Here is a 17,361-nt window from a genome sequence, read left to right as displayed (position 1 = left end):
GGTGCCGTCGATGAGCACCTGCCCGGCGGTGGGCCGGTCCAGGCCGGCCGCGCACTGCAGCAGGGTGCTCTCGCCCGAGCCCGAGGGGCCCATGACCGCCGTGAAACTGCCCGCGGCGAAGCCGACGGTGACGCCGTCGGGCGCGGTCACCGGGCCATCGTAGGTCTTGCGAAGCGACTCGAAACGAACGACATCAGTCATGTCGTACAGCGTATTGGTGCACTAGTACCGGTGACAGTGAGGCTGCCCCCAGTATTCGTCCTCGGGGTACCGTGAGTGAACTAGTGCACGGGAGGCTGCCGTGGAGGAACCGCCGTACCGCCGGATCGCCGCTGATCTCGCGGACCGGATCGCGTCGGGCGAGCTCGCGCCCGGAGCGAGGACCCCGTCGACCCGGCAGCTCATGGCCGATTACGGGGTCGCGATGGCGACCGCGACGAAGGTCCTGACAACCCTGCGCGAGCGGGGTCTCGTCGAGCCCATGCGGGGCGTCGGCACCGTGGTCGTCGCGGCCGGTGCGGGTAGAGCACCCGGCCCCGACCGCGAACAGGTGGTCGCCACCGCCGTGGCCATCGCCGACGCCGAGGGGCTGCACGGCCTGTCGATGCGCCGACTCGCCGGCCAGCTCGGCATTCCGACGATGGCGATCTACCGGTACGTGGCCGACCGTGAAGAGCTGGTGCTGTTCATGATCGACAAGATCATGGCCGATAACCCGCCCCCGGCCCTCACCCCGGACCGCGACGGCTGGCGGGCCTGCCTCGAGGCCGTCGCCCAGCTACATTGGGCGATGTACCGCCGGCACACCTGGCTGGCCCAGGCGGTCTCCTTCACCCGGCCGCTGCCGGCCCCACACGCCATGGCCCACACCGAGTGGACAATGCGGGCCCTGGACGGGCGCGGGCTCGACCTGAACGCACAGTTCACGGCCGCGGTGACGGTGGCCAACTACGTGCGCGGCACGGCGGTGAACCTGGCCGACGAGGCGCAGGCCGAGCAGGACAGCGGCCTGACCGACACCCAGTGGATGGAGGCCCACGAAGAACGGATCGGCACGGTCCTGGCCGACGGGCGGCTCCCGCTGATGGCCCGCTTCATCACCGCCGACGACGCGGTCTGGAACCTGGACATGCTCTTCGAGTTCGGCCTCCAGCGGCTCCTCGACGGCCTCACCCCGCTCCTGCGATGACGGAATCCGCCTCGCGCGCCGCCACGACGACCACTGGCGCTGCGGGCTCAGCCTCGCCGCGAGATCGTCACCGAGCCGGCGAGTGCGGCGGCCACCATCCATCTACCCAGCGACCGGATCGTCAACAAGCACTACGACCTGACCGGCGGCGCCGATCTCGTCGTGCTTCTCGACGAGCTCATCGCCCTGCTGCTTCACGATGAGGTCCCCGCCGCGGCCGTGGTTTTCCACGCGCAGGATGGCGGTCCGAGCGACCAACCAGCCGATAGGCAGCGCGCCCCTCGCGGCAGATCCGTGCGCCAAGATCGTCGCGATCACGGTCCCGACACGATGAGGCCCGGTGGTGGGGGCAGCGTGAGCCGTGCCGGGCCAGATTCGGCCTGGGCCGCCCACCCGCGGCCGGCGCCGAGCGGCACGGCGGCCCCGGTGGCGGGCGCGGCGGTGAGCAGGTGTCGACGGGTCAGTGCGGTGGTCATCGGTCCTCCGGGGTGTCGGTGGTCTCGACACGGGCGATGAGCAGCTTGAGCCGGGCGATCTCCTCGGCGAGCGCGGTGTCGCCGGCAGCGGTGAGCGTGATCCAGGTACGGCCGCGCTTTCCGGCGTAGCCCTTCTCGATCTCGATCAGGCCGGCCGTCTCCAGCACGCCGAGGTGCTGGGAGAGGTTGCCGGCGGTCAGCTGCAGCTGGGTGCGCAGATAGCCGAACTCGACCCGGCGGGCCTCGTGCGTGATGGCGAGAATGCCCAGGCGGACCCGCTGGTGCACCACGTCGTCCAGGCCGTTGACCGGATGCTCGTGCGGGTCCGGGGTCCCGTCCTCTGCGGTCACCGGTGCCGCTGGCGGGCCAGCGCGAAGCCGATCGCGCCCAGCAGCAGCAGGGTGCCGTTGATGGCCTGCTGCCGCAGCGAGTATCCCCAGTCGGCACCCCAGCCGAAGTCGATCGGCACCAGCACCACCGCCAGATACCCGAGGGTGAACGCCAGCAGCGCGACGTGGCGCTCCAGCCAGGCCAGCACCAGCAGTGCCACCCCGATCGTGCCCCACGGTGCGATCAGGCGGTCCAGCAGCAGCGCCCAGTACGGGAGCGGGTGGGTCGGCACCGGGTGGCTAAGCAGGTACTGGCGCACCACCAGCCCCGCGGCGGTGTACAGGACGGCCCCTGCGGCGCCGGTGAACGCATACGGCAGCACCCGGGCGCCCAGCCCCCGCGCCCGGGCGACCCGCACGTAGCAGACGGCGATCGCCGTGTACGCCAGCAGCAGCGCCGGCGGCCAGTAAAACGCCGCGCCCCGATGCCAGACGCGGCATTCGGAGCCGTCGGGCGTGGGCACGCAGTGCGCGTCGAGGAAGTACCAGTCGAACGCGATCCCCACGAAGGTTGCCGCGGCCAGCACCAGCAGCGCGAACCAGGTCACCCGCTGTTCAAGCCGCACCCGGTGGGCGAGGGCCCGCACGTCCGACAGCAGCCGGCGGGGATCGCCGCCGGCGGGTACCGAATCAGTGGTCATGCAAATAGATTTCCATAGCAAACCTATTTGCGCCAGTATCAACTGCGACGCGAGGAACCGGCCCCGAAGTCAGCGATATTGATCAAGGAAAAGTGCCCAACCCGGTTCCCGAAGTCGCGCATACCTGTTCCCCGTTCCCACGAACGAAGCCAGGCGGCGATCCCTGAACGCCTCCATGACGAGGGCGAGCGTGGACGGATCGTCGTCGAGGCCGTGGGACGTGGCCAGGCAAACGCCCACGCCCCAGTCCTCGTCGTGCCGCAGCATCGTCGGTACCGCGCCGAAGCGCCCTAAGGCCAGCGCGATCGCGGCCCGTTCACGCCACGGAGACTCTGCGAGTGCGACGGTGACGGTGATGATCAGGACTTCAACGTCGCCGCGGCCTTCGCTCGGCTCGACCCACACGGCCACCTGCTCGATCCCGTCGCCCAGTACTCTTCGCTGACCGGAGTTACAGCCGCGACCGCCAGCTCGTCGCCGTGGAAGTCGGACCCAGATGCGGGGGTTCTGCACGGCCGAGCCAACGATCCCCACCAAGCGGCTCCAGCCACATCAGCAACCAGCCGGCTGACCCGTTCGGGACCTCCATGATCGCCATGGCCGCGCTGTAGTGCAGCGCCGCCCGACTCGGTGTCGTCACGATGCTGCTTCTGCGTCCTGCGTCCGATGGACGTTCGGGTGACTCTCGTCCCCGGTGAGCACGGCATCGGCGGTCTCGGCATAGGCGATGAGCGAGACGGGGTTCAGCCGGGCCGCGACATGTTCCTCGTCGGCCCCGTCGATTAGCCACGACCGGTAGTCGCGGAGGAACTCGCGAAACGCCTCGACGCGCCCGTCGTCGGTCAGGAACTCGTCGACGCCGATGTAGCTCGCGCCGTTTCCCTGGTTGCCGACCGAGTGCAGCCAGAACTCCCGCCACTGCAGCAGCCACGGCACCGCCGAGTACTTCGGGGTCGCCGCCACGTACATCGCGGCGGACTCCATGAACGCGTCCTGCTGGACGTCGTGCGCAAAGGCCCAATGGTTTCGGTACATCAGCATCGACCAGCTCACGGCGGTTCCCCGTCCCCTCGTGCGGTCATGCGTCGAAACGCAAGACCAACCGTGCCCGGTCGCCATCGTAGCCAGGCCGCGAGAGTCGGTCGCCTGGCTTTCGAGCCCTACGATGTGCGGCATGCAGCCGACCCGATACGACCGCGAGCGCGAGGCCAACGAGCTGGCCGGGATGGCGACGCAAGCGCACGCCGCCGGCCGGTTGGACGAGGCACTGGCTCATGCCGACGGTGCCGTCGCCGCCGCGGAGGCGATCGTCTCGGCCCACCCGGCTGATGCCCAGGCGCGGTGGATGCTAGCCGGTCAGCTGTACAACCGCGCGGGCGTCCACAACACACTCGGCGACCATGTGGCGGCCGGCGGCGACGCCCAGCGCTCCTTCGAGATCTACCAGCGCTTGGCAGCGCTGGCGCCGCCGTGCATACCGCAGCGGGCCGACGCCCAAGCGAGGCTGGCCCGGGCGCTGGCCTTCGCCGCCACGCGGCCGGGCGTGAGCGCCGTCTCCGCCCGCGAACACGCCGAGGCCGCAGTACAGACATACCGCGAACTCGTAGCCTACGACGCCGCGCAGCGTCCCGGCCTGGCCCGGGTGTACTACCTCCAAGGCGAGGTGCACCGTGCCCTCGACGGGGAGGGAACGCCCGGCTCGATCGCGGCGTACGCGGCCGCGGCCGCCGAGTACCGAGCACTGGGCCCGGTGTCCCCGGCGGATCGGCTCTCCTTCGCGGACGCCGTCATGCGCCTGGCGTACGGGTACGCAGAGGCGGAAGCACTCGACGAGGCCCGCGACGCCGCGACGGAGGCGGTGGATCAATACGCGCTGGTGGCCCGCGAGACCGGGTTGCACGAGAACTACCCGCGGGCTCTGTCGCTGCTCGGCATGGTGCAGCGCATGCTCGGCGATCCGGAGGCAGAACAGTCCCTGGTCGACGCGCGGTACCTGATCACCCGGCTACACGAGCCGCTGGCCCCCGACCTCGCCGAGATCCGCGATTGGCTCGACCCGGCCGCAACCCGGCGCCGGCCGAGCGAGCGGGACCCAAGTTGACGGAATCGAGACAGGTGCGCGCTCATGTGCCAGTTGCGGACGTCCGCGGCTCCACCGGACCGGTGACCGACCGTAAGGAGCGGCTACCTGGTACGCACGCACGAACGGCGGCCATGTGCGCGCAGCTGATCAAGCCGTCCCGTCCGGGTGGTTCGAGGTGCGCGCAGTCGACGGAAGAGCGGTACCACTGCGGATCGCCGTTGATCAGTTCGACGCGAAGTTCCACTGCGCGGGCAGGGCGCTGCCGCACTGGTGCATAAAGTCGTTGTCCCGCACGACGTTGCGTTCGCCGCAGGCGGGGCAGCGCCGGAATGTGACCTTGTCGGTGAAGTCGTCTGGATGCCGTACGCCGATTCGGTCGAGCGCTTCGCCGACAGCCGGCCAGGACTCCGGGTCGGGGCAGTACCCGGTCGAGCGGGCATGCCATGCGTTCGTCTCTGTCTGCACGAGCAGGAGGCATGACTATGGACGTGGTCTCTCCTGATCGAGAATGGTGACCTTGTCGTCGTCGTCACGGGTGAACTGTGCGCTGTCGCGCCAACGAGGCAACTTGCGCTGCAGCCCACGAAGTACTTCGATCGTCTCCGCGTCACTGAAACCCGACGTGAAGCGCCAGTCCAGACCCGAGCCGACCACATCACTCACAAAGACAACGTGGCAACCGGCAACGCACGACCCCTACATGATCCGGTGAGCGCCCATCGGCACGAGTACGAGCCAGCGGCGCCGAGCCGTCGCCACAGAGCGTGGCGATCTTCAGGTCGGCCCGGCGCACGAGACCTGCGGCATATGCGGATGCCATGATCGTCACAGGACACAGCGACCTCACGCGCACCTGGCGAACTCGGGAGAGACTCGGTCGCAGACGGTCTCGGTCCCCACGAAAGGTCCTGAGGAGCGAGGCGCGGGGAGGCACGGTCGATGCCGAGGTGGTCGACATCCAATACATCGCCTCAGGCCGGCGGGTCTACGACGTCCGATTCGATGTGGCCGGGCGTATCTGCTCGGCCCAGGTGGACTCCGGCTCGAACCCGCTGCCGCGTGAGGTGCACATCGGCGGGACCTCGAGGCTGCGGTACTCGGCGTCCCGCCCGTGCACCAAGGTGCATGAGACCACCAGCCCTGGGCCCGGACCGTTCCCGATCGTCATCGCGGTTGTAGCCGTCGGGTTGTGGACGGGGGTATGGCGGCTCCGGCCGGGTCCGAACACGCCGATGCCGAACCAACGCCCCGCGTCCGGACCGGGCGAGGCCCGATAGCAACCACATATAGGCACGGCGCAGATCAGTTCCCGAGCGGCAAGTCGGTGTCGGGCAACGTCGGGCCCAGGCGCTGGCCGCCGACGCCGAGCAGATCGCCCGGTCCATCACCAACCGTGCCGCATGCGCGGCCACACCTCCGTCTCCACCGAGGGCGGCCGGCACACGGTACACCTCTGACCGCTACTCGTAGACCTGCACCGCGCCCGCGCTCAGCCGCCGCCACTCCTCAGCGGTCTCCGGGTCGACGTCGCGCAACTCGATCCGGCCCGACCAGCCGTGCGTGGCGAACATGTCGAACGGGACCCGCGGGTACACCCGCGGGCTCGTGACCATCAGGACCACGTGGTAGACGACGTTGGTCGCCGCCAGGGCGAGGAACACGGGGAAGAGGTCGTAGAGGACGCTGGCCCGGCCGGCGATACCGGACGCTATGCCGGCCAGGACGAGCACCAGCATCACCGCCCTCAGCGCGACGGCGCCCACGATGAGCCCGTGGACGGGGCGCAGGCGCCGGGCCTGCTCGGCGGTGAGCGGCACCCGAACGCGCACGATCCGCAGGCCGGCGAAGCCGAGGACGTTGAGCGCGACCGGGGCGGCGTGCGCGGAGCCGTCGACGATCGAGCGGGACGGCAGGGGGAGATCACGGGCCTTCACATCCCACGAAACCTTCACGACGTCATGGTCCTACCGTCCGTCAATGCGTGCGGGCCCGCCGCATCAGCAGCTACGCCCAGTGCACGGCGAGCCACGTTTTGCCGACTCCCCCGGTGCCCGCAATTAGGACAATGACTACCGCCTTACCCGGGGCGGCGGACTCGTCAAGGGCAGCGGTGAGCCGGCCAAACAGCCGGCGCCGCACGCAAGCGATCCGGAGACCGCGGCGAGGCTCTGGGACGCGAGCGCCACCGCCGGGCTGTAGAGCGGGTGTAACCGGCGCCGCGCCCGCCATCTGAACGATCAGCGGCGGGAGGCTCCGTTGCCGACACCCGCAACGGCGCGCTGTCGATGTCCTGGTAGAAGTTGCCGGCGGCGGTCACGACGACCCGGTGCAGTGGCCACCAACGTTCGCCGGGGCAGCGCGCGCCAAGCCCGCGTCGAACGTTGGTGGACACCCCATGTCTCATTCGCCTCCGGTGTCTCCGAACAGGTCCCACGCATCGAGTTCGGTGGCGCCGGCAATTCCCACCGCGTTGATGGCAAGGCCGCGTTCGAGCGGGTGCAGCAGGAACTGGGCCTGGCTGAATCGGCTGAACTGGCTGCCCCGGCTCCGCATCTCCGATGCCGCCCGGCGCCCGGCCTGGGCCGGGTTGGCGCCGGCCCGGCTGGCGGCGGCGCGCAGGCCCATCCTGACGTCGATGGCGCCGCGTTCTCCGTAGTATGCCGCTTTGGCGACGTCCACCCCGACCTCGACGCCCTTGGCGGCGTGGAAGGTGAGGATGCCGACTGCGGCCCAGGCGAGTGCCCCGGTCCCCTCGCCGTGGGTCGCCTCGAGATAGCCCAGGGCCAGGTCGGCGCCGAGGGCGATCGCGGCGCAGACGCCGGGACACAGCGGTGTGAAGGACAGGATGCCGGCGGTGACGGCAACGATGGGCAGGACCTTCTGCCACCAGTGGTGCTTATTGGGATGGTCGGCCTTCTCCACCTTCTCCACTGTGTGCGCGATGGACTCCGCACCGCAGTAGAACGCCTGGGTCAGGCAGGGCGGATCCGGCCGGTACCCGCAGTAGAAACCGGACACGAGGCACGACTTCTTGCTCGCCGCGTGGCCCGCGGACCGTCCGGACGAGCGGTGCGAGGAGCCCGACGGGTGGTGCTTGGAGCCCGAGGAGTGGTGGGACTTGGGCTTCGCTCCGCCGGCGTGGCCGGTCGTACCGCAGCCGCCGTGCCCGCTCTCGCACGGCACCATGAGACCGGTAGGGTCGGCAAAGGTCGTCGGGTTGCCGGAGGCGTAGCCGTACGGGTTGGCGCTGTCGGGATCGTCGTTGTTGTCGAGCGGGTCGGGCGAGATGAACATCGCCATGGCCGGGTCGTAGTAGCGGCTCCCGAGCAGGTCCAGCCCGGTCGAGGCGTCCTGGACCTTGCCGAGGAAGCCGCGGTCGCCGGGCGTCTGGCCGGCGCCGCCGCGCGGTGCGCCGTAGGGCAGGTAACGCTGCCGGCTGACGGTACCGCCGGGTGTGATGGCGAGCTGTTGCGAGCCCTGCAGGTCGGCGGTGAGCCAGGTCAGCCCCGCCGGTGTGCGCTCGGCGACGGTGGCGCCGGACGCGGTGTAGTAGCGGGTCGCGGTCGCGGCGGCGGTCCCGGTGGTGGTGAGTTCGGTGCCGTCGAGGAACACCGTGGTGGAGCCCGGGTCGTGGCGCACCAACCGTTCGCCGTTCGCGTCGTAGACGTAGGAGGTCGTCATCCCTGCGGTCGTGACGCTGGCCAGTTGGTTGCGCTGGCTCCACGTGAGGGTTGACGTGGTCCCGCCGACGGTCCGCGTGACGAGTTCGCCGTTGGCGTCGTAGCCGTAGCTGTTCGTGCCGATCGTGGTGGCCGCGTGCGGGCGGACCGCGCCGGCGCCCTGGGCCGGGTAGCTGTAGGTGGTGGCGGCGCCGTTCTGCGTGACGGACGTGATGTTGCCGGCGCCGTCATAGCTGTAACCGAGGTTGTAGGGCACCGGCCCACTGGCGTCGGCCGGCTGGGCGCAGCCCGTGCTGTTCGTGTAGGCACTGGTCAGGCGCTGCCGGCCGTCGTAGCCGAAGCACTGCGTCTGGCCGGCGATGCGGTCCACCGTGGACGTGACGTCGCCGCCCGCGTTGTACGTGTACCCGTCGTCCTGGACGGTGGCGCCGTTGACCAGGGTCTTGATGGTGGACAGCCGGTCGGTGACGGGGTCGAAGCCGTACTGCCGCTGCAGCGTCGGACTGTACAGGCGCCCGGTGAGCTTGCCGTCGCCGGAGAACGTGGTGCCGGCCACGTAGGTGTCGGCGCCGGCCAGCACGTTGGGCAGGCCGAGGCCGGTGTAGTTCTCGGTGACGGTCTCCTGCGGCAGCCCGCCCGCGGCGGGGTAGGTGATGGACGTCTGGTGGTCGGCCGAGTCGTAGCCGTAGCCGAAGTCGTAACTGTCGCTCAGCCCGGTCTCGGCGACCGGGATGGTGTACCGGCGGCCCGTCACGCGGTACCGCGCGTCGTATCCGGTGACCGCGTCGGTATAGGTCTGGCCGTCGGCGTACGTGGTGGAACTCGCGGGTTGGCCGATCGCCCCGGGCACGGAGTCGTAGGTCAGGGCGGTCAGCCGGGTGCCGCTGGTGATGTCGCCGCTCCAGGTCGACGTCACCCGGTTGAGCGCGTCGTAGCCGGTCGAGATCTTCTGTCCCTTGGCGTCGGTGGTCGACGTGACGTTGCCGGCCAGGTCGTAGGTCGAGGTGGCCGCGCCGCTGTCCGGGTCGCTGTCGGTCAGCTTGTGCCCCAGCCAGTCGTAGGTGTAGCTGGTGACGTTGCCGTTGGGATCGGTGACACTGGCCAGGTCGCGGTGGTCGGCCGTGTAGGTGTACGTGGTGTCCTGGTGGTTCGTGGCGTCCAGGTAGTCCTGCGTCTTGGTGGTCTTGTCGAAGGCGTCCGTCCAGGTGACGACCTGGCCGCCGGTCGGCGGCACGGTGACGGTGTGGTCGCCGTGGTCGGTGCTCGTCGTGCGCCACAGCTCGCTGCCGGTCGATGTCGCCGCCACCACGGTCTTCTGCTCCAGCGCGTCGTAGCTGGTCGTCGTGGCGTTGGGGATCGCCGCGGCGGCCGGGTTGAGCAGGCCCGAGCCGGGCGCGCCGGCGTTGTAGAACCGCTGTGAGCTCAGTGCCGTCAGGCCCCGGCTGTCGTACCGCGTGACGGTGACCTCCCGGCCGCCGGACTGCGGCGACGGCACCTGGGTCTCCACCGGCTCGGCGAAGCCGTCGTCGTACTCGTAGCTGCTCAGCCAGACGGCGTTGGCGCCGGTGCCGGACTGCAGCTGCCGGGACGTGATGACGGTCGGCCCGGTGGGCGAGCCGATCCCGGTGGCCGGCGTGGCGTAGCTGAAGGTGTACGACGGTGTCCCGCCCGAGCGCGGCTCGCTCGCGAGGTAGATCGCGGTGATCCGGCCGAGCGCGTCGTAGTCCCGCTCGGTGGCCTTGCCGTTCAGCTGGCCGTTGGCGTCGTGCCCGTTGGCGTCGGCGACCTTCGTCGCGTCCCCGAAGGCGGGGCTGGTCCACGTCGTGGTGCGGTGTCCGAGCGGGTCGGTGACGGTGACGCCGTTGGTCGGGAATCCGGTCGCCGGGTCGTACACGGTGGTCGTGATGTGGTGCAGCGGGTCGGTTTCGGTAAGCACCCGGCCCTGCTCGTCGTAGGTCTTGGCGACCGAGCTGTACGTGCCGTCGTCGAGGTAGGAGCGCACCTCGGTGCGGTTGCCGTCGATCGGCTGGTTCACCGTGTCGTCGGTCGACGTCGCTCCGTCGTAGAGGGCGACCGTCCGGCCGATCACCGGCCCGGTGCAGGGGCCCTGGTGCGCCTCGACGGTCTCCGGATAGTCGATCATCCACCGCCAGTCGGCGGTGTTGCGCGCGTAGCTGGTCGTGGTGCAGGTGTCGTCGGCCGCGACTGCTGTGTCGCCCTTGTCGATCTCGGAGGAGACCAGCCCGTACGTGTCGTAGACGTCGTCGGTCTCGGTCGCCCGCCAGGTGCCGCCGTCCAGCAGGTCCCTGGTGAGATGGGTGGCCGGGCGGATGATGTGCGCATTGTGCAGGCCCGGCCCGTTGGCCGTGATGCCCGAGTCCCAGTAGGTCCAGCGCTGCGACGCCAGCTCGGTGAGCGACGAGTCGGCGTTGAGCCGGTACCGCTGTTCCTGCAATGCCAGGCCCTGCAGGAAGTGCGAGTCGGGCCAGGGGTGTTTGTCGTAGTCGGTCAGCGACACGCTCTTCTTCGTGCCGTCGACCTTGAGGTCCTGGTCCATGCCGCGGAAATAGGTGTTCGTGGTGACCGTGCGCTCGGTGCTGGCGCCGCTGCCCTCGACGGTCTGGACCGCGCCGTAACCGCGCCAGTCGCCCCACGACTGCTGGTCGTCGGCGCTCAGCAGGGCGTCGTCGTGGTGCCAGGCCGCGCCGCCCAGGTAGGTGTACGCGGACACCCGGCTGGGCTGGCCGCCGACGTGGTCGACGTCGGTGACCGACCGCACCACGTACTTGTGGAAGATGCCCCAGCCGGAGGCGGCGCCGTCCGGCTTGAAGTACTCCGGATAGCATTCGTCGGTGTTGGTGTCCCAGTGGCCGTTCTTCTTGGCGTACCAGGCGCTCCAGCCCGACGCGCCGGTGCCCCCGGTGAAGCAGGCGTTCTGGTGCCCGTACTGGATGTTGGTCTCACCGCCGTAGGTGTTGTGGACGGCGGTCACCCGGCGCATCGACAGCGGCCGCACGCCCAGGGACGTGTTGTAGTCGACGCGGTTGTCGAGGTTCGTCCCGTCGAACGCGGTCACCGCCTCCCGGATCGTGCCGCCGCGGTAGCCGATCCGGCGCACGTAGTCCAGCCACAGCTGCGGATCCGAGCCGTCGCCGGTCGCCGGGTAGGAGTGCTTCAGCTGCCACTTCGTCACCTCGTCGTAGCCGCCTGCGGTGTTGCGCACGAAAGCGTGGATCGAGTCCAGCATGTCGCTGATGAAGAAGGTCGGCGAGTGCTTGCCGCAGCCGCTGGAACAGATCAGATCGGTCGGCACGTCGGGGTATGACGACGGCGAACTGGCGATCGTCGGGCAGGTCGGTTCCGGGGTGGTGTCCGGGTCCACCACCGCCACCCGCTGGGTGCAGCGGTTGTAGTGGGTGAACGACACGTACGCCGGGGCCGGGGCGTCGGCCGCCCACACTTTCCCGTACTCGATCTTCGACAGGTACCCGCCCCGGATGTAGGACAGGTCGTTGCCCGACGACGCGCGGCGGTAGGTGTTGGTCTCCGTCTCGTAGTAGTACACCTGGTACGTCTCGTTCGGGCTGTGGACCTCGTCCACGTTCCAGCGGTAGGTCTGCTGGCAGGAGGCCAGATTCGACTGGTGGCACGGCTCGCCGGAGTCGTCGCTGACCACCGGCACCGTCCAGTTGGAGTTCGTCGGGGCCGCCGTCGACTTGCGTTGATCCTGCCCGTATCCCAGGTAGTACTGCGTGCCGTCCAATGTGGACACGGTCCAGTACTCGCCGTCGTTGTCCCCGTTGGGGCCGCCCGTGTGGTGATCGATGCGGTACGCCTGGTCGTCCTTCATCCGGTAGCTGCCGTCGGCCGCCTTCAGCAGTTCACTGCTGTGCCCGCCGATCGAGATCGTGTACGCGGCGCCGGCCGGGTCGCCCGAATACGGCGACGACCAGCACAGATCGCCCCACGACGGGTTCCCGTCCTCCGCGCACGCCTTGTATCTGCGCTCGATGAACGGAAGGTCGATGTTCCAGCCCTGGCCGACCCAGGAGGCCTGGTTGTTGGTACTGGTGGTGCGCCCGTCGACGCCGCTGGAGTCATAGGACAGCGCCAGGTCCGGCGCGTCGCCGTAGGGCGGTTCGGGCAGCGCGATCGGATACGTGTAGTCGAAGCCGCCGCCGGACTGTCCCGCCGTCCACTTCTGCGCGACGTTGAGATCCGTGGCCCGGTAGTCGCCGGAGGAGCCGGACGACGTCGACAGCACCGCGTACGTCGCGCCGGTACCGGACACGTCCACCGTCGCGGCGAGCGTGCGGGTGGTGAGGTCATTGTCGGCGAGCACGGGCGTCCCGTCGGCGCATCCCGGTCCGTCCGGGGCCGTGGCGCAGCCGGCCGGCAGCGTCACCAGCTGCAGCCGGCCGGCGTAGTCGCCCCCGGCGGCCTGGGCGAACCGCGAGTAGTCCACGGTCAGCCGCACCGGTCCGGCGGCCGTCTGACCGTCGGCCCGCCGCAGCACGAACGCCGTCGCAACGCCCGCACCACCCAGTTTCGTCGCCGCTTGGTGGTCGAGGCCCTCCGCCGTCACCTTCGCCGGGACGTTCGCCGACGCGGCCCACGCCGCGCTGGCCGAGGTGCCGCCCGCGGCGCCGGGCTGCGCCACCGACAGCGGCAGGGCGCCGAGCCGGACGGCCTGGGCGCTGCCGGGCGCCGGGATCTGCACCGTCGCCGAGGCCGCCGGCGGATATGCCGGCGCCGCCAGGGCCGGCGCCGGGACGTCCGGATCGACCCGCTGCACCGCCGCCGGTGCGCCGCGGCCAGGGACGGATGCGCTCAGGGTGCCCGGCGGCACGGCCGGCTGATATCGCACGGCCTCGGCGGCCGCCGGGTCGGGGGTAGCCGCCAGCAGCCCGGCCACGAGGGAAAGGCACATGGCCCACACCGGCGAGGGGCGGGCGAAGCTCTGGAACATACGCATGGACGCTCCCTGGGCCGCGCGAACGAGGACGGTCCGGGCCAGACTGCGCCGTGGTGGTTCACACACCGGTTAGCGAACGGGTACGCTCGCCGGTCCCGCGTCAGCAGGGCCTGCGGTACGCCATCTCCGGGATGTACCGCCGCCAGCGCTGCGCGTCGAGGGCGCCGCCGGTGACGGCGCAGATCCGCGCGATCGCGTGGTCTACGTCGAGGTCCCACAGCATCATCGTGTGGTCGTCGCTCGCGCTGGCCAGGACGGCCCGGCTCGGGCTGACCGCGACGGTGTCGACGGCGGCGGTATGACCGGCGAGCGGACCGACCTCGGCGGGGTGCGCCGGGTCGGTCACGTCCCACAGCCGGATGGTGCCGTCGTCGCTGCTGCTGACCAGGGTCGCGCCGTCCGGGGTGAAGCCGACCGAGTACACGATGCCGGTGTGGCCGGTCAGCGGCTCGCCGATCGGCGTCGGGTCGGCCGGGTCGGTCACGTTCCACAGCCGCAGCGTGTGGTCCTGGTTCGCGGTGGCGACGGTGTGCCCGTCCGGGCTGAACGCCACGCCGACCACGCCGCCCGCCGTGGTGGTGCGGGGCGGCGCCCAGGCGACCGGCCGCGCCGGGTCGGCCACGTTCCACAGCTGCAGCGTGTCGTCGGTGCCGCCGCTGGCGAGGGTGCCGCCGTCGGGGCTGAACGCGAGGCGGTAGGCGGTGTCCGGCCGGCCGGCGACCTGCCCGGCGAGGCGTGGTACGGCCGGGTCGGCGACGTCCCACAGCTGGATCGTCCCGTCGGCCACGGCCGCGGCGAGGATGTCCTTGCCGGGGCTGAACCGCAGCCAACCGACCGTGGCCTTGGCCGGCAATGGCGCGCCGGCCGGCGCCGGGTGGGCCGGGTCGGTCACGTTCCACAGCCGCACGGTGTGGTCGCGGGCGCTGGTGGCGAGGGTCCGGCCGTCCCGGCTGAACGCCACGCTGACCACCGCGGCGGCGTGCCCGGCCAGTGGCGGGCCCAGCCGGGCCGGGTGTCCGGCGCCGTCGACGCCCCACAGGCGCACCGTGCCGTCGGAACCGCCGCTCGCCAATACCGCCCCGTCGGTGGGCCGGAACGCGACGGTGTTGACGTAGTTGGTGTGGTCGGTGCGGACGGTCGGTGGCAGGTCCCACAGGCGCACGGTGCCGTCGCCCGACGCGGTGGCCAGCGCGGTGCCGTCCGGGCGGAACGCTAGCCAGTACACGTAGCCGGTGTGCCCGGCGAGCGGCCGGCCGAGCGCGACCGGCCGGGCCGGATCGGCGACGTCCCACAGGCGGATCCCCTGATCGGCGCCGGCGGTGGCGAGCGTACGCCCGTCGGGGCTGAACGCGATCGCGTAGATGGTGTCGGTGTGCCCGGCCAGCGGCTGGCCGAGCGCGACCGGCCGGGCGGGGTCGGCGAGGTCCCACAGCCGGACGGTCCGGTCGCCGACGCTGGCCAGCGTGTGCCCGTCCGGGCTGAACGCGACGGCGTAGACGGTGTCGGTGTGCCCGGCGACGGGCGCGCCCAGCGGAGCCGGCCGGGCCGGGTCGGTCACGTTCCACAGCCGGATCGTGTGGTCGTGGCCGGCGCTGGCCACGGTGCGCCCGTCCGGGCTGAACGTCGCGGAGGCGATCGCGGCGGAGCCGGCGTCGATGGGCGGTCCCCAGGCCGTGGCATGGGCCGGGTCGGCCACGTTCCACAGGATGAGCCGATGGTCGTACCCCGCGCTGACCAGCGTGGTGCCGTCGGCGCTGAAGGCGACCGAGAAGACGTAGCTGGTGTGGCCCCGCAGGGGCGGTCCCCACGGGACGGGGTGCGCCGGGTCGGTCATGTTCCACAGCCGCACGGTCCCGTCCCGCCCGGCGGTCGCGAGCGTGTGCCGGTCGGGGCTGAACGCGACCCAGTAGACGTAGCCGGTGCCGGTCGCCAGCGCAGCGCCGAGCATCCGCGGCCCGGTGCCGGTCATGTTCCACAGCCGCACGGTGCCGTCACGGCCGGCCGAGGCAAGGGTCCCCCCGTCCCCGCTGAAGGCCACGTTGTACACGGCGCCGGTGTGACCGGTCAGTTCGGTGGACAGCGGCGTGTTCTCGGTGCTGATCAGGTCGGCGTAGGTTCGCGGGGTCGGCCGGAGCCGGTACGAGGCGAGGCTGAGCTGCGCGGCGAGCGAGACATCGGTGCCGCGGACCTGCTGCGCCTCCGAAGCCGTCTGCGCGGCGACGGCGCGGACGAGGGCGGCCCGCGCGTCGGCGCGTTGCCGTACCGCGACGGCCGCACCGCCGGCGGCCAGCACGACCAGGACGCAGAGCGCGGCGAACGCCGCCATGCGCAACCGGGCCACCCGGTTCGCGTGGCGGTTCGACGCCGACAGGAACTGCGTGATTGTCGCGCTGCCGCGCACGTCCTCCGCGTGGTGCGAGGCCCAGTCGATCGCGGCGGCCAGCCGCGTACCCCGGTAGAGCTGCGCCGGATCACGCTTGTCGCGTTGCCACTGCGCGGCCGCGTCGGAGAGCTGTTGCTGCATCAGCAGGCCCGCCCGGTCCTCGTCGATCCAGGCGCGAAACCGGGGCCAGGCCTGCAGCAACGCCTCGTGGGCCAGCTCGACGGTGTGGATGTCCAGCGTCACCAGCCGCGCGGCGGCCAGCGCCTCCAGCACCGGCGCCGTCGACGCGCTGAGCCGATCCCGCTCGACCGGGCGCTTGGTGTCGTCGGTGCCCTCGCCGACCGCCACGAGCTGCCGGAAGACGCTGCGGGCCAGGCGCTGCCGCTCGGGGCCCAGACCGGTGTACACGGTGTCCGCGGTGCGCGCGAGGGCGTGGCGCAGTCCGCCCGAGGCCTCGTACCCGGTAAGCGTCAGCGCGTTGCCGCGCCGGCGCAGCCACGTCTCCCGCAGGGCGTGCGAGACCAGCGGCAGCACGCCGGGCCGGCCGGTGGCTTCGGCGATGATCCTCGCCACCAGCGCGCCCTCGATCGTGCAGCCGGCGTCGACGGCCGGCTGGCTGACCGCGCGGCGCAGCTCCTCGGTGGTCATCGGGGGGACCGGGAAGTGCGCCTCGCCCAGCGCGGTCGCCAGCTCGAGGCGGCGCAGGCAGTGCGGGTAGAAGTCGGCCCGCACGCCGAGCACCACCCGGCAGCGGCTGTTGGGTGCCTCGGCGGCGTACACCAGGGCGGCGATGAGCCGCTCGCGCTCCCCCTCGTCCTCGCACTGGGTGAAGACCTCTTCGAACTGATCCACCAGGATCAGCAGCTCGGCGCCGGCCGGTACGGAGGCCAGCGCCTGCAGCACCGCGAGGTGCAGCGCCTCCGGGCTCGCGGCCAGGTCGCGGTGGACCGTCAGGGCCGAGCCGCCGCCCGCCGCCGCCAGCTGCGCGGCGCACTCCTGCAGCGGCCGCGGCCCCGGCGTGAACAGCACCGCCGCCGGCATCCGGGGCAGCAGCCCGGCCCGCAGCAGCGACGACTTGCCGGAGCCGGACGCACCGAACACCACGACCAGCCGGTGTACGCGGACCCGCTCGACCAGCTGCGCGGTGAGCCGCTCCCGGCCGAAGAACCGGTCCGCGTCGACGGCCTGGAACGCGACCAGGCCGACGTACGGGCAGCCGGTGTCCGGCGGGTCCGCGCCGGGATCGGCCGCCCCGGCCACCTCCGCCAGGTCCGCGGCGACGGCGTGCCACCGCTGTTCCCACTCGGCCGGATCGGCGCCGCAGGCCCGCACGTACGCCTGGGTGACGTTGAGGCTCGGCAGCCGGTGCCCGGCGGCGGCGTCGGCCAGGGTCGAGCTCGAGTAGTGCGCGAGCTGGGCGAGCTTGCGGTAGGGCGGGTTGCCGGCCTTCTTGCGGAGCATGCGCAGCTCGGCTGCGAACGCTGTCAGCGCGTCGTCACCATCGTCCAGCGGCCGCTCGGTCCGAGGCATCGCGCCATTATCCGC

Annotated in this window: 13 protein-coding genes and 1 pseudogene; 2 read left to right on the top strand and 12 right to left on the bottom strand. The window is 71.3% G+C overall.

All coding sequences use genetic code 11. The features are described from left to right. Positions 1-201: pseudogene (locus AB0B76_RS49660) on the bottom strand (ATP-binding cassette domain-containing protein); the annotation flags it as partial. Positions 202-301: 100 nt separating this feature from the next. Between AB0B76_RS49660 and AB0B76_RS49655 the strand changes: the two are divergent. Further along, the gene (locus AB0B76_RS49655; protein ID WP_360390325.1) at positions 302-1,189 is read left to right on the top strand and encodes a TetR/AcrR family transcriptional regulator C-terminal domain-containing protein; all 888 of its coding nucleotides are present in this window, start codon (positions 302-304) and stop codon (positions 1,187-1,189) included. 102 nt (positions 1,190-1,291) lie between these two features. On the opposite strand, the gene AB0B76_RS49650 is transcribed toward AB0B76_RS49655, so the two are convergent. The 6 genes from AB0B76_RS49650 to AB0B76_RS49625 all read right to left on the bottom strand — a co-directional run bounded on the left by AB0B76_RS49650 (position 1,292) and on the right by AB0B76_RS49625 (position 3,736). Next, positions 1,292-1,507, bottom strand: a complete 216-nt coding sequence (locus AB0B76_RS49650; protein ID WP_360390322.1) for a hypothetical protein — start codon at positions 1,505-1,507, stop codon at positions 1,292-1,294. Continuing rightward, on the bottom strand, positions 1,504-1,665 hold the full coding sequence (locus tag AB0B76_RS49645) for a hypothetical protein (protein WP_360390319.1): 162 nt from the start codon (positions 1,663-1,665) through the stop codon (positions 1,504-1,506). The genes AB0B76_RS49650 and AB0B76_RS49645 overlap by 4 nt, the downstream gene beginning before the upstream one ends. Next, positions 1,662-2,015 carry a transcriptional regulator gene (locus tag AB0B76_RS49640; protein ID WP_360390317.1) on the bottom strand — a complete coding sequence of 118 codons (354 nt, stop codon included), beginning with the start codon at positions 2,013-2,015 and terminating at the stop codon, positions 1,662-1,664. Before AB0B76_RS49640 ends, AB0B76_RS49645 begins: the two co-directional genes overlap by 4 nt. Next, positions 2,012-2,695 carry a hypothetical protein gene (locus tag AB0B76_RS49635; RefSeq protein WP_360390314.1) on the bottom strand — a complete coding sequence of 228 codons (684 nt, stop codon included), beginning with the start codon at positions 2,693-2,695 and terminating at the stop codon, positions 2,012-2,014. Before AB0B76_RS49635 ends, AB0B76_RS49640 begins: the two co-directional genes overlap by 4 nt. Positions 2,696-2,764: 69 nt before the next feature. Further along, positions 2,765-3,100, bottom strand: a complete 336-nt coding sequence (locus AB0B76_RS49630) for a hypothetical protein (protein ID WP_360390312.1) — start codon at positions 3,098-3,100, stop codon at positions 2,765-2,767. A gap of 231 nt (positions 3,101-3,331) precedes the next feature. Beyond that, complete coding sequence (locus AB0B76_RS49625; RefSeq protein WP_360390309.1) at positions 3,332-3,736, bottom strand: hypothetical protein; 405 nt, start codon at positions 3,734-3,736, stop codon at positions 3,332-3,334. A 133-nt stretch (positions 3,737-3,869) separates the two neighbouring features. Between AB0B76_RS49625 and AB0B76_RS49620 the strand changes: the two genes are divergently transcribed. Beyond that, positions 3,870-4,796: a hypothetical protein gene (locus AB0B76_RS49620; RefSeq protein ID WP_360390307.1), complete on the top strand. Its 927-nt coding sequence runs from the start codon at positions 3,870-3,872 to the stop codon at positions 4,794-4,796. A gap of 204 nt (positions 4,797-5,000) precedes the next feature. Here AB0B76_RS49620 and AB0B76_RS49615 read toward each other — a convergent pair whose 3' ends face one another. From AB0B76_RS49615 to AB0B76_RS49595, 5 genes are all read right to left on the bottom strand, one after another. Then, a complete protein-coding gene (locus AB0B76_RS49615; protein WP_360390304.1) occupies positions 5,001-5,243 on the bottom strand; it encodes a hypothetical protein in 243 nt (80 codons plus the stop codon). Between the two features lie 15 nt (positions 5,244-5,258). Then, positions 5,259-5,441 carry a hypothetical protein gene (locus AB0B76_RS49610; protein WP_360390302.1) on the bottom strand — a complete coding sequence of 61 codons (183 nt, stop codon included), beginning with the start codon at positions 5,439-5,441 and terminating at the stop codon, positions 5,259-5,261. Between the two features lie 797 nt (positions 5,442-6,238). Next, a complete protein-coding gene (locus tag AB0B76_RS49605; RefSeq protein ID WP_360390299.1) occupies positions 6,239-6,730 on the bottom strand; it encodes a hypothetical protein in 492 nt (163 codons plus the stop codon). A 448-nt stretch (positions 6,731-7,178) separates the two neighbouring features. After that, positions 7,179-13,433 (bottom strand): RHS repeat-associated core domain-containing protein, encoded by a 6,255-nt coding sequence (locus AB0B76_RS49600; protein ID WP_360390297.1) that lies wholly within the window; start codon positions 13,431-13,433, stop codon positions 7,179-7,181. Positions 13,434-13,533: 100 nt separating this feature from the next. Then, positions 13,534-17,346, bottom strand: coding sequence for a helix-turn-helix domain-containing protein (locus AB0B76_RS49595; RefSeq protein ID WP_360390294.1), 3,813 nt, complete (start codon positions 17,344-17,346; stop codon positions 13,534-13,536). Between the last annotated feature and the right edge of the window lie 15 nt (positions 17,347-17,361).

Source organism: Dactylosporangium sp. NPDC049140 (assembly GCF_040648435.1).
This window is presented reverse-complemented; position numbering and strand designations above follow the sequence as displayed.